We start from the raw sequence: 13,729 nt of genomic DNA, 5'->3' as shown, positions 1-13,729 counted from the left end.
GATTTATGCAGCCATTACCGATCTGGCCATTCGCCAAAAGCCGGTTGATATTCTGACTGTGACAGAACAGCTCCGTTCCCGGGGAGACCTGGATGAAGTGGGAGGACCTTTTTACATCACTCAGCTGAGTGGTAAGGTGGCTTCTTCGGCTCACATTGAATATCATGCGCGGATTATTGTGCAGAAGTTCCTGGCCCGTGAGCTGATTTCATTCACCAGCAACATCCAGACCAAAGCGTTCGACGAGACGCAGGATGTGGACGACCTGATGCAGGAGGCAGAAGGTAAGCTGTTTGAAATTTCGCAGCAGAACATGAAGAAGGATTATACGCAGATTAATCCGGTCATTCAGGAAGCTTACGAGATGCTGCAGAAAGCGGCTGCCCGAACAGACGGTCTGAGCGGTCTTTCGAGCGGTTTTCATCAGTTGGACAAGATGACATCCGGCTGGCAGAATTCCGACCTTATTATTATAGCAGCCCGTCCGGCGATGGGTAAGACTGCTTTCGTTCTTTCCATGGCCAAGAACATGGCGGTAAACAACAAAGTGCCGGTTGCCCTGTTCTCGCTTGAAATGAGCAACGTGCAGCTGGTAAACCGTCTGATCGTCAATGTGTGTGAGATACCGGGTGAGAAGATCAAGAGCGGTCAGCTTGCACCCTATGAGTGGGGACAGCTGGACTACAAGATCAAGGAACTGTATGACGCCCCGCTTTATGTGGATGATACGCCTTCTCTGTCCGTGTTCGAACTTCGTACAAAGGCTCGCCGTCTGGTACGTGAACATGGCGTGAAGATCATCATTATCGACTACCTTCAGCTGATGAATGCCAGCGGAATGTCGTTTGGAAGCCGTCAGGAAGAGGTCAGCACCATCTCGCGTTCACTGAAGGGGCTCGCCAAGGAGTTGAATATTCCTATCGTGGCATTGAGTCAGTTGAACCGTGGTGTGGAAAGCCGTGAAGGTATTGACGGAAAGCGTCCTCAGTTGAGCGACTTGCGTGAATCGGGTGCCATCGAACAGGATGCGGATATGGTATGCTTCATTCACCGTCCGGAATATTATAAGATTTATACGGATGAAAAGGGAAATGACCTGCACGGAATGGCTGAGATTATCATTGCCAAGCACCGTAACGGTGCGGTGGGAGATGTCCTTCTGCGTTTCCGTGGCGAGTTTGCACGTTTCCAGAATCCGGACGACGAGATGATCGTACCGATGCCGGGCGAGGAGAGTCCTGCTCCTGTGTTGCGCTCGAAGATGAACAATGGTGGAGGCCAGGGATTTGTTCCTCCTCCTCCGATGGACATGGCTCCTCAGCCGGAAAACCCCTTCGGTGCACCGGTTCCCGATGTACCTTTTTGAAATGGAATGCCTTATTTTTTATTTCTTGCATTCGATATTCAATTTAAAAGTATTAAATTTGCGCATTATTCCAAAGATTTTATAAAAACTATACGATATGAATATCTCTTATAATTGGCTGAAAGAGTATGTCAATTTCGATTTGACACCTGATGAAGTGGCAGCCGCATTGACCTCAATTGGTCTGGAGACCGGTGGAGTGGAGGAAGTTCAGTCCATCAAAGGCGGTCTGGAAGGACTGGTAATTGGTGAGGTACTGACTTGTGAACCCCATCCCAATTCGGATCACATGCACATTACAACCGTGAACCTGGGACAGGGAGAACCTGTTCAGATTGTTTGTGGTGCAGCGAATGTGGCAGCCGGACAGAAGGTTGTTGTTGCTACCCTGGGTACCAAACTTTATGACGGTGACGAATGTTTCACAATCAAGAAATCAAAACTCCGTGGCGTAGAATCAAACGGTATGATCTGCGCTGAGGATGAAATCGGCATCGGAACAAGCCATGAAGGCATTATAGTATTGCCCCAGGATGTAGTGCCTGGAACACTGGCAAAGGATTATTATCAGATCAAGAGTGATTATGTACTGGAAGTGGATATTACACCGAACCGTGCAGATGCCTGCTCACACTATGGTGTAGCCCGTGACCTTTATGCATGGTTGATTCAGAACGGCCGTCAGGCTGAACTGAAGCGCCCGTCAGTGGATGCTTTCCGCGTGGACAATCACGATATGGATATTGCTGTGGAAGTGGAGAACACGGAAGCATGCCCCCGTTATGCCGGTGTGACCATTAAGAACGTAACCGTAAAGGAAAGCCCCGAATGGCTGCAGAATAAACTGCGTCTGATCGGAGTTCGTCCTATCAATAACATCGTCGATATTACAAATTATATCCTTCATGCATACGGCCAGCCGATGCACTGCTTTGATGCAGACAAGATCAAGGGCGGCAAGATTGTTGTCAAGACTTGTGCTGAGGGAACAAAATTTGTGACTCTGGATGAAGCTGAACGCACTTTGTCTGAACGCGACCTGATGATCTGCAATGCAGAAGAACCGATGTGTATTGCCGGTGTATTTGGCGGACTGGATTCAGGAACGACAGAATCTACCAAGGATGTCTTCCTGGAAAGTGCTTATTTCCATCCGACCTGGGTGCGTAAGACAGCCCGTCGTCATGGATTGAGCACAGACTCTTCTTTCCGTTTCGAAAGAGGTATTGATCCCAATGGCGTCATTTATGCCTTGAAGGAAGCTGCTTTGCTGGTGAAGGAACTGGCTGGTGGTGAGATTGCTTCGGAAATCAAGGATAACTATCCTGCACCGATTGCAGATTTTGCCGTAGAGCTTTCTTATGATTATGTAAACTCTCTGATTGGAAAAGTTATTCCTGCTGAAACAGTGAAGAGCATCGTTTCCAGTCTGGAGATGAAGATTGTGGAAGAAACGGCTGAAGGACTCTCTCTGCTGGTTCCTCCTTATCGTGTGGATGTACAGCGTCCTTGTGATGTGGTGGAAGATATCCTCCGTATCTATGGATATAATAATGTGGAAATACCGACTTCCGTGAAGTCTTCATTGAGCGTGAAGGGAGAAGTTGATAAATCCGTGAAACTTCAGAACATCGTATCAGAACAGCTGGTTGGCTGCGGATTCAATGAAATCCTGAACAACTCGCTTACTGCTGCCGCTTATTATGAAGGACTGGAAACCTATAAGCCGGAAAACCTGGTTCGTCTGATGAACCCGCTGAGCAATGACTTGAACGTAATGCGTGCGACTCTGCTCTTCGGTGGTCTGGAAAGCATCCAGCACAATGCGAACCGCAAGAATGCCGATCTGAAATTCTTTGAATTCGGTAACTGCTATCATTTCCATGCAGAGAAAAAGAATCCGGAAAAGGTTCTGGCTGCTTATTCGGAAGAGTTGCACATGGGCTTGTGGCTGACCGGAAAACGCGTAAGCAACTCCTGGGCACATGCAGATGAAAATTCTTCAGTTTATGAACTGAAAGCATACGTGTTGAACATCTTCCGCCGTTTGGGCGTGAACTTCGGCGGACTGGTATTCGGTAACCTGACCGACGATATTTATTCGGTTGCCATTTCTGTACATACCCGCGGAGGTAAGCTGCTGGCTACTTTCGGTGTGGTTTGCAAGAAGATTCAGAAGGCATTCGATATCGACAACGAGGTTTATTATGCCGACCTGAACTGGAAGGAACTGATGAAAGCCATCAAGGGTAATGCGGTAAGCTATAAGGAAATCTCCAAGTTCCCGGCTGTGAAACGTGACCTGGCACTGTTGATTGACAAGAAGGTGCAGTTTGCTGAAATCGAAAAGATTGCCTACGAAACCGATAAGAAGCTGCTGAAATCAGTAGAATTGTTCGACGTATACGAAGGCAAGAATCTGGAGGCCGGCAAGAAGAGTTACGCAGTCAGCTTCATGCTTCAGGACGAAAATGCTACGCTGAACGACAAGCAGATTGACAAGTTCATGCAGAAGCTGATCGGAAACCTGCAGAACAAACTGGGAGCTGTGCTTCGATAAAACAAAAAAACGATGCGCTACGATATCAAACCAGATCACCATATTAAAGCCAAAAGGGGGTACTTGGCAGCCTTTTACATCGAATTGTTTCTGACATTGCAGGCAGGAATGGTACTCTTTCACTTCTCTTCGAATGAAACCTGGAGAAATGTGCTGGCTATTGTGGGCGGAGGATTATGTCTGTCCTTTGCAGGTGTGACCTTCTGGAAATATCGCAGGCTCGTTCAAGATAGTAAAAAGTAAGTTCATTAAAAATAAATTAAAAATATCATCCAATGGGAAGAGCGTTTGAATATAGAAAAGCTACAAAACTGAAAAGATGGGGTCACATGGCTAAGACCTTCACCCGTCTGGGTAAACAAATCGCTATTGCTGTAAAGGCTGGCGGTCCGGAACCGGAAAATAACCCGACTCTGCGTTCGGTTATCGCTACTTGTAAGCGTGAAAACATGCCGAAGGATAACATTGAACGTGCTATCAAGAACGCAATGGGTAAGGACCAGAGCGATTACAAAGGCATGACTTACGAAGGATACGGTCCTCACGGAGTAGCTGTGTTTGTAGATACTCTGACTGACAATACTACACGTACCGTAGCTGATGTCCGTTCTGTATTTAATAAGTTCGGTGGTAACCTGGGAACAACAGGTTCACTGGCTTTCTTGTTCGACCACAAGTGTGTGTTTACGTTCAAGAAGAAAGACGGAGTGGATATGGAAGAACTGATTCTTGATCTGATCGACTACAATGTAGAAGACGAATTCGATGAAGATCCGGAAGAAGGTACCATCACTATCTACGGTGATCCGAAGAGCTATGCTGCTATCCAGAAACATCTGGAAGAATGTGGATTCGAGGATGTCGGTGGTGACTTCACCTATATCCCGAACGATCTGAAAGATGTAACGGATGAACAGCGTGAAACTATCGACAAGATGGTTGAACGTCTGGAAGAATTCGATGATGTCCAGACCGTTTATACCAACATGCGTCCTTCAGAAGAATAACTTGTTTTTCATTGTTGAATCAGAGGTGTGCAGGGAATTTACTTTCTTTGTACGCCTCTGCAGTTTTATTACATATAGAAATCATCAGAACAACTTTATGAATATAGATTTTACGACTCAGGGAACGTGCAGCAAACGTATCGAAGCAGAGGTGGAGAACGGTATTGTGAAAGAGGTACGTTTTACAGGCGGATGCAACGGAAATCTTCAGGGAATCTGTGCTCTTGTAAAGGGAATGCCGGTTGATGAGGTGATCCGTAAGTTGGAAGGTATTCGTTGCGGTTCCCGTCCGACTTCCTGCCCCGATCAGCTTTGCCGGGCGTTGCGCTCGCTTCAGGCATAGCCGTGAAACTCGTCTCAACCTGTATTTGCCAGATTCAAAAGCCCATGAAGGCTTGTATATATGGCAGATTGTTCCGTATCGTCTGGAAGAAACTCTTGTATCGACTGCATGAAACTTTAGTATCGACTGGAAGAAACTTTTGTTTCATGCAGACGAAACTTTAGTTTCATCAGGACGATACTTTTTTTTCGTCCTGTCGAAACTCTTGTTTCAACCTGTCGAAACGATTGTTTTGTCCTGATAAACTTTCTGATTCCGGCCTTCGGAGCCGGAAAAACATTCTTTCGAAGCTGATAAAATGTATGCCCGCTTCCGGCACATTATGCCGTAAATTTCAGATTATTGTGCCGAAACTTTTCCGTATGTCTATTTTCTTATTAAATTTGCAGCCTAAATTACGGGACAGAGTATCCTGTATAAAAAGGAAAGAAATAAAATTAGTATACAACAATGAGTAAGAAGTTTACCGAATATTCGCAGCTGAACCTTTCTGATATCAACAAGGAAGTGCTGAAGAAGTGGGATGAGAACGATGTGTTCTCCCGCAGTATGACAGAACGTGAGGGACATCCTTCATTTGTATTTTATGAAGGTCCTCCTTCGGCAAATGGTATGCCGGGCATTCACCACGTGATGGCACGTACGATTAAGGATACCTTCTGCCGCTTCAAGACCATGAAAGGATTCCAGGTGAAACGTAAGGCAGGATGGGATACACACGGACTGCCGGTGGAACTGGGTGTGGAAAAAGCTTTGGGCATTACCAAGGAAGATATCGGTAAGACCATTTCTGTGGCAGAATACAACAAACACTGCCGTACCGATGTGATGAAGTTCACGAAAGAGTGGACCGACCTGACTCACAAGATGGGTTACTGGGTTGATCTGGACAATCCGTATATCACTTATGACAACCGTTATATCGAGACTTTGTGGTGGCTGCTGAAACAGCTCTACGGCAAAGGCCTGCTGTATAAAGGATATACCATTCAGCCTTATTCACCGGCTGCCGGAACCGGACTGAGCTCTCACGAACTGAACCAGCCGGGATGTTACCGCGACGTGAAGGACCTGACCGTTGTGGGACAGTTCAAGATGAAGAATCCGAAACCGGAAATGGCCCAGTGGGGTACTCCTTATTTCCTGGCATGGACAACCACTCCGTGGACTTTGCCTTCAAATACAGCATTGTGTGTCGGCCCGAAGATTGAGTATGTGGCTGTACAGACTTATAATGCCTATAATGGCGAGAAAATGACGGTCGTACTGGCTAAGCCGTTGCTTTACATGCACTTCAACAAGAAAGCGGAAGAACTTTCCCTGGAAGATTACAAACCGGGTGACAAGCTGATTCCGTTCAAGGTTGTAGGCGAATACAAGGGAACAGATCTGGTTGGTATGGAATACGAACAGTTGCTCCCGTGGGTAAAACCGGTGGAAGTGACCGAAGACGGCGGATGGCGTGAGGCTGCTGCCAAGGCATTCCGTGTGATTCCGGGTGATTATGTAACTACGGAAGACGGTACGGGTATCGTACACATTGCACCGACCTTCGGTGCGGATGACGCCAATGTGGCACGTGCTGCCGGCATTCCTTCTTTGTTTATGATCAACAAGAAGGGTGAAACCCGCCCGATGGTGGATCTGACCGGTAAGTTCTATCTGCTGGATGAACTGGACGAGAACTTTGTCAAGGAATGTGTTGATGTAGAAAAATACAAGGAATATCAGGGCCGTTGGGTGAAGAATGCTTATGATCCGCAGTTCACCGTTGACGGTAAATATGACGAAAAGGCCGCACAGGCTGCTGAGTCACTGGATGTGTATATCTGCATGAAGATGAAGCAGGAAAACCTGGCCTTCAAGACAGAAAAGCATGTACACAACTATCCTCACTGCTGGCGTACGGACAAACCGGTATTGTATTATCCGCTGGATAGCTGGTTCATCCGTTCTACTGCAGCGAAGGAACGCATGATCGAACTGAACAAGACCATCAACTGGAAGCCTGAATCCACCGGATCCGGACGTTTCGGAAAGTGGCTGGAAAACCTGAATGACTGGAACCTGAGCCGTTCACGTTACTGGGGTACTCCGCTGCCTATCTGGAGAAGTGAAGAAGGCGAGGAGATCTGTATCGGTTCGGTAGAAGAGCTCTATAATGAAATTGAGAAATCAGTAGCTGCCGGTTTCATGACTGAAAATCCGTATAAGAAGCTGGGCTTCGTACCGGGAACATATACCAAGGAGAACTACGAAAAGATCGATCTGCACCGTCCGTATGTGGACGACATCATTCTGGTTTCTGCCAGCGGCAAGCCGATGAAGCGTGAATCAGACCTGATCGACGTCTGGTTTGACTCCGGTGCCATGCCATACGCTCAGTTGCATTATCCGTTCGAGAACAAGGAAATCGTGGACAACCGTTCCTACTATCCGGCAGATTTCATCGCCGAAGGTGTGGACCAGACCCGCGGATGGTTCTTTACCCTGCATGCCATTGCTACGATGGTATTCGACAGTGTAGCTTACAAGAACGTAATTTCCAACGGACTTGTACTTGACAAGAACGGAAACAAGATGTCAAAACGTCTGGGTAACGCCGTTGATCCGTTTGGAACCATCGAAAAATTCGGTTCCGATCCGCTGCGCTGGTACATGATTACCAACTCCTCTCCGTGGGACAACCTGAAGTTCGACGTGGATGGAGTGGACGAAGTGCGCCGCAAGTTCTTCGGTACCTTATATAATACCTATTCGTTCTTTGCATTGTATGCCAATGTAGATGGCTTTACCTATGCTGAGGCAGATGTTCCGATGGAAGAACGTCCGGAGATCGACCGCTGGATCTTGTCTTTGCTGAACTCACTGATTCAGGAGGTAGATGCTTGCTATAATGACTACGAACCGACTAAGGCCGGCCGTGCGATCACAGACTTTGTGAACGATAACTTGAGTAACTGGTATGTACGTCTGAACCGTAAACGTTTCTGGGGAAGCGCGATGTCAACCGATAAGCTTTCTGCTTACCAGACTCTGTATACCTGTCTGGAAACCGTGGCTAAACTGATGGCTCCGATCGCACCGTTCTATGCAGACCATCTGTATATGGATCTGATTCAGGTTACCGGACGTGATCATGTCGTATCTGTTCACCTGGCAGATTTCCCGGTAGCAGACGCTTCTCTGATCAACAAGGAACTGGAAGCCCGCATGCAGATGGCTCAGGATGTAACTTCCATGGTATTGGCTCTGCGCCGCAAAGTAAATATCAAGGTTCGCCAGCCGCTGCAGTGTATCATGATTCCGGTAGTAGATGAGACACAGAAACGTCACATCGAAGCTGTGAAAGATCTGATTATGAGCGAGGTGAACGTGAAGGAAATCCACTTCGAAGAAGGTGCTTCCGGCATTCTGGTGAAGAAAGTAAAATGCGACTTCAAGAAGCTGGGTCCGAAGTTCGGAAAGCAGATGAAGGCTGTAGCTGCTGCTGTTGCAGAGATGTCACAGGAGGCAATTGCCGAACTGGAAAAGAACGGCCGCTATACCTTCGTGCTGGATGGCGCGGAAGCTGTTGTAGAGGCTGCTGACGTGGAAATCTTCAGTGAAGACATTCCCGGCTGGCTGGTTGCTAATGAAGGAACCCTGACCGTAGCCCTTGAAGTGACTGTAACGGAAGAACTGAAACGTGAAGGTATCGCCCGTGAACTGGTGAACCGTATTCAGAACATCCGTAAGAGCAGCGGTTTTGAAATCACAGATAAGATCACCATTGTCCTGTCAAGAAATTCCAACTCGGATGATGCAGTGAATGAATATAATACTTATATTTGTAACCAGGTTCTGGCTACCTCTCTGGTTCTTGCAGATGAAGTGACCGATGGAACCGAACTGAATTTTGACGACTTTAACTTGTATATTAAAGTAAACAAATTGTGATAAATGATCCCATCCACCCGGACTTGTTCCGGGTGGATACTATTATTAATTTTTAAAACCTAATCACTATGGCTGAAAAGACGAGATACTCGGACGCTGAACTCGAGGAGTTCCGTGCCATTATCATGGAAAAACTTCAGCTCGCAGAACGCGACTATGAGAAATTAAGAAGCAGTATGATGAATGCTGACGGCAATGACACTGATGATACATCGCCTACATATAAGGTTTTGGAAGAAGGTGCCAACACTTTGTCGAAGGAAGAAACAACCCGTCTGGCTGCCCGTCAGTTGAAGTTCATACAGAATTTGCGTGCCGCTTTGGTACGTATTGAAAACAAAACGTATGGCATTTGCCGTGAAACCGGCAAGCTGATTCCTGCAGAACGTCTTCGTGCCGTACCGCATGCAACGTTGAGCATCGAGGCCAAGCAGCAGGGAAAGAGATGAGTTATTTGATTGACAATTGACGACTGGAAGCCGGTTTGCCGGCGATTTGTTTTCAGTTGTCAATTGTCAATTTTTCAATGAAAAAGAAGGATGAAGAATATGTTTACGCAAGGCCGTCTGGCAGCCTTGATTGTTTTGGTGGTATTGGTAATTGATCAGGTAATCAAGATTTGTGTGAAGACCGGTATGTATTTGCATGAAAGTATTCATGTGACCGACTGGTTTTACATTTATTTTACAGAGAACAACGGTATGGCTTTCGGTATGGAGATCATCGGAAAGCTTTTCCTGAGCTTGTTCCGCATTGTAGCTGTTGTGCTGATTGCGTGGTATCTGACGCGGGTTGTCAAGCAGAAGCCGCGGGTGAAGAACGGATACATCGTTTGTCTGTCACTGATTCTTGCCGGTGCGGTGGGAAATATTATTGACTGTGTGTTCTACGGTGAATTTTTCAGCGCCAGTACCCATACGGACATTGCTACCTGGGTGCCTATGGGACAAGGATATGCTGACTGGCTGCACGGAAGAGTGGTCGACATGTTTTATTTCCCGATTATTGATACCTACTGGCCCGACTGGATACCATTCGTAGGCGGTGAGCATTTCATCTTCTTCAGCCCGATCTTTAATTTTGCCGATGCGGCCATCAGTTGCGGCATCATAGCATTACTTCTTTTTTATAGCCGTTATTTGAACGAAGGGACTCATATCTCTTCCAATAAATAAGCAGATGACGATGATGAAGAGTATTCGAAAGGGAGGTATCTCCATGCTTCTTTTGTTAGGCCTGGCGGGTTGCGGTAAAGAGATCCCGTCAGACATTATCCAGCCGTCGGAAATGGAAAGTCTGTTGTATGACTATCATCTGGCAACGACGATGGGGAATGATCTGCCCTATGGGGAGACTTACAAGAAAGAAGCTTATCTGGATTATGTTTTCGACAAGCACCATGTGACTGAAGCGGAGTTTGATTCTTCCATGGTGTGGTACACCCGTCATACTTATCATCTGGTTACAATTTATGAAAACGTCCAGAAGCGTTTTGAGGAAGATGAGAAACATCTCCGGATGCGGATGAGCAAGGTAAGCGGACAGGTTGCGGTTTCTCTGTCAGGGGATTCAGTGGATATCTGGCAGGATCAGCCGATATGCTGGCTCTCTTCCGGAACATGGACGAACAAATTGGTTTTCGACCTGAAGGCAGATACAAGTTTCAAGCCGAAGGATGCATTGGTGTTCGAAGCCGGCTTCCTGTTTATGCCACAGCATAACCCTTCTGCAAAGGCAGTGATCGGACTGAACTTCTACTTTGAGAATGACAGTGTCATGGGAAAAACGCAGGTCGTAACGGCTTCAGGTCCTCAGCGCCTGTACTTCAAGCCAGACTCAGCCTTCCAGTTCAAGAACGTCAGTGGTTTTGTATATTATACGGATGATCAGAAGCATCCTGAAGCAAGCTTGTTGCTGCATGATATTCGTCTGATGCGTTATCATGACAAGAACAACGAAATTCAGTCTCCGGAGGAAAAGCCCGGGCTGCAGGCAGATTCGCTGGCTGCCGATTCTTCTCGTATGGCAGTTCGTGTGGATACGTTACGGACAACGCGTCCGGTGCGGGGAACGGCTGCCCGGAATAAAGCAGGTCAGACACGATGAAACAGTATGCTGCCCATCGGGTTTATCTGGCCGGGACGGAGGAATGGTGTAATGGTCCTCAGGTAGTCAGCGTGTCAGAGGGGAAAGTGCTTTCCCTGTTTCCTTTTTCCGGAGAAATTCCTTCTGTTGAATGGTTAGGCGGGTTGCTGATCGTAGCCCCTTGTCTGCCTGAACGTATGGAAGCAGAATCCTTGCCCCATTTCCTGAAACGTATTCCCAAGAGTAATATGGATAGCGGAACGGCTTCCGGTCTGTGGCATGTCACTTTCTTCGATGTACATGCCATGGAGTTTACCGCTGCAAGCCGTATAATCCGCTTGTGATGTCTTGCTGCTCCTTCTGACCGTTCAGGATCGTCTGCGGAATTCTGCGCATACGATAGCTGTGGCAACGGCTACATTGAGTGATTCGCTGGTGGTCTGCCCTTGCGGGTAGTTGGGGATCAGCAGTCTCCGGTTTACCGATTGTGCCACTTGCGGACTGATTCCGTTTCCTTCATTTCCCATGATGATGATTCCGTTTGTACTCAGTTCCTGAGCATACAGATTCTCTCCGTCAAGGAACGTACCGAAGACGGGAACTTCTTTCGGCTGCGCCTGCAGGAAAGCCGGCAGGTCACAATAGTGCAGCTGTACCCGTGCCAGTGCTCCCATGGTAGCCTGTACCGTCTTGGGGTTGAATGCATCCACGCAACCGTTGGAACAGAAGATGTGATGAATCCCGAACCAGTCAGCAATGCGGATAATGGTACCGAGGTTTCCCGGATCCTGTACATCGTCCAGAGCCAGACAGAGTGAACGTTCTGCTATTTTCGGATCCCATTCATAATGCGGAATTTCGAAAAGGGCGAGTACTTCTTGGGGAGTTTTCAGCAGACTGGCGCGTGACAGTTCTTCCCGGCTTACTTCAATGGTCTCTTCAGCTTCGATCAGAGGATGTTCGTTCAGCCATTTGTCGGTGCCCAGCAGCAGCCGGCAAGGGAAATGTCCCAGCAAATCTCCTACCAGTTTATGTCCTTCGGCAATGAATACTTGCTCTTCTTTCCGGTATTTTTTCAATTCCAGAGAACGGATGTATTTGATCTTGTTTTTACTCAGCATGATGTCTGTTCCGTTAAAAATAACATTTATTATCTGACAAAGCTAAAAAGATATTTTCAATTTATGCCTATATTTGCAAAGATATTTGCGTAGGTCTGCTGTTTATATGAGGAAAATAAAATGTTGTTTTACCAGTTTGTTCCTTTCGGCACTGTTGTTCAGTGGCTGTTCGGTGAGTAAGTTTATTCCCGAAGGGCATTATTTGTTGGATGACGTGAAGATAGAATCCGACAACAGGGAAGTCAAACCTTCGCAAATGAATGCATACGTGCGGCAGACACCGAATGCCAAGTGGTTCAGTCTTTTCAAACTCCCTTTAGCTATTTACAGTGCATCAGGACGCGATTCAACCAAGTGGATGAACCGTTTTCTGCGCAAGATCGGGGAGGCTCCCCGGATTTATGATCCGGAACTGTCCGAAGAAACCCGCCAGCAGATTGAACAGGCCGTGCAGAACATGGGATATATGGGAGCCCGTGTGGAACTTTCTGAACATAAGAAGAATGACAGGCTGAAAGCACGGTATCGTATCTTTACGGGTGAGCCTTATATCGTGGAGCACATTGCCTATGACATCAATGATTACAAAATAGATGATTACATGCTGGCTGATTCTGCGCATACGCTTCTTCATCCGGGGATGCGTTTTGACGTTAACCAGCTGGATGCCGAACGTCAGCGTATAACCCGTTATCTGCAGGATCATGGATATTACCGGTTCAACAAGGATTTCATTACTTATCAGGCCGATACGATGCTCAACACCCGGAAGGTGGATCTGACCATGCAGCTAATGCCTTATCAGCGGAAGAAAGAAGATGAACCGACACCTCACCGGCAGTATGTGGTCCGGGAGGTTAATTATCTGATTGATGTGGAGGAGTCGGATCCGGCAAGCATACTTCCGCAGGATTATGATTCTCTTACATACAAGGGACTGAATCTTTATTTCAACAAGAAGCCTTTCCTGCGTCCTTCCGTTCTTGCTGACAATACTTTTCTTCGGCCCGGACGGCAGTATCGGAGCCGGGATGTACAAAACACCTATTCGGCGCTGGGACGGCTGAATATTCTGAAATATTCGAATATCCGCTTCCGGGAAGAAGTGCGGGAAGACTCGGCTTATCTGGATGCTTTCATCACCTTGTCCAGAAACAAGAACAAGTCACTGGCTTTTGAAATTGAAGGGACAAACTCGGCAGGTGATTTGGGAGCGGCCGCTTCAGTGGCTTATACCCATCGGAATCTGTTCCGGGGATCGGAAACCTTTACAGCCAAAGTGCGTGGAGCCTACGAAGCTATTACTGG

12 protein-coding genes are annotated in these 13,729 nt (G+C 47.2%); 11 read left to right on the top strand and 1 reads right to left on the bottom strand.

The window, feature by feature from the left end; genetic code table 11:
- The 10 genes from dnaB to BACCOPRO_RS05170 form a co-directional block, all read left to right on the top strand.
- A partial coding sequence (gene dnaB / locus BACCOPRO_RS05215) for a replicative DNA helicase (RefSeq protein ID WP_008141619.1) occupies nt 1-1,366 on the top strand: 1,366 nt, incomplete at its 5' end.
- A 97-nt stretch (nt 1,367-1,463) separates the two neighbouring features.
- Entirely contained in the window at nt 1,464-3,926 is a 2,463-nt protein-coding gene (gene pheT / locus BACCOPRO_RS05210) for a phenylalanine--tRNA ligase subunit beta (RefSeq protein ID WP_008141617.1), read from the top strand.
- A 12-nt stretch (nt 3,927-3,938) separates the two neighbouring features.
- Entirely contained in the window at nt 3,939-4,169 is a 231-nt protein-coding gene (locus BACCOPRO_RS05205; protein ID WP_008141616.1) for a hypothetical protein, read from the top strand.
- Nucleotides 4,170-4,201: 32 nt separating this feature from the next.
- Nucleotides 4,202-4,933, top strand: coding sequence for a YebC/PmpR family DNA-binding transcriptional regulator (locus BACCOPRO_RS05200; protein WP_008141615.1), 732 nt, complete (start codon nt 4,202-4,204; stop codon nt 4,931-4,933).
- Nucleotides 4,934-5,030: 97 nt separating this feature from the next.
- Nucleotides 5,031-5,276: a TIGR03905 family TSCPD domain-containing protein gene (locus BACCOPRO_RS05195; RefSeq protein ID WP_008141614.1), complete on the top strand. Its 246-nt coding sequence runs from the start codon at nt 5,031-5,033 to the stop codon at nt 5,274-5,276.
- Between the two features lie 450 nt (nt 5,277-5,726).
- Nucleotides 5,727-9,215, top strand: a complete 3,489-nt coding sequence (gene ileS, locus BACCOPRO_RS05190; protein WP_008141612.1) for an isoleucine--tRNA ligase — start codon at nt 5,727-5,729, stop codon at nt 9,213-9,215.
- A gap of 68 nt (nt 9,216-9,283) precedes the next feature.
- The gene (locus BACCOPRO_RS05185) at nt 9,284-9,664 is read left to right on the top strand and encodes a TraR/DksA family transcriptional regulator (RefSeq protein ID WP_008141607.1); all 381 of its coding nucleotides are present in this window, start codon (nt 9,284-9,286) and stop codon (nt 9,662-9,664) included.
- A 90-nt stretch (nt 9,665-9,754) separates the two neighbouring features.
- A complete protein-coding gene (locus BACCOPRO_RS05180; RefSeq protein WP_008141605.1) occupies nt 9,755-10,390 on the top strand; it encodes a lipoprotein signal peptidase in 636 nt (211 codons plus the stop codon).
- Nucleotides 10,391-10,400: 10 nt separating this feature from the next.
- Nucleotides 10,401-11,321: a DUF4296 domain-containing protein gene (locus tag BACCOPRO_RS05175; RefSeq protein ID WP_246497770.1), complete on the top strand. Its 921-nt coding sequence runs from the start codon at nt 10,401-10,403 to the stop codon at nt 11,319-11,321.
- A complete protein-coding gene (locus tag BACCOPRO_RS05170; protein WP_008141602.1) occupies nt 11,318-11,644 on the top strand; it encodes a hypothetical protein in 327 nt (108 codons plus the stop codon). The genes BACCOPRO_RS05175 and BACCOPRO_RS05170 overlap by 4 nt, the downstream gene beginning before the upstream one ends.
- Nucleotides 11,645-11,668: 24 nt before the next feature.
- Here the strand turns inward: BACCOPRO_RS05170 and BACCOPRO_RS05165 are convergent, their stop codons facing one another.
- Entirely contained in the window at nt 11,669-12,421 is a 753-nt protein-coding gene (locus BACCOPRO_RS05165) for a TrmH family RNA methyltransferase (protein WP_008141600.1), read from the bottom strand.
- A 106-nt stretch (nt 12,422-12,527) separates the two neighbouring features.
- On the opposite strand from BACCOPRO_RS05165, the gene BACCOPRO_RS17995 reads away from it, so the two are divergent.
- On the top strand, nt 12,528-13,729 hold a 1,202-nt coding region (locus BACCOPRO_RS17995), incomplete at its 3' end, for a POTRA domain-containing protein (protein ID WP_040311230.1).

It is taken from the genome of Phocaeicola coprophilus DSM 18228 = JCM 13818, assembly GCF_000157915.1.
In the GTDB taxonomy this organism is placed as follows: Bacteria; Bacteroidota; Bacteroidia; order Bacteroidales; family Bacteroidaceae; genus Phocaeicola; species Phocaeicola coprophilus.
This window is presented reverse-complemented; position numbering and strand designations above follow the sequence as displayed.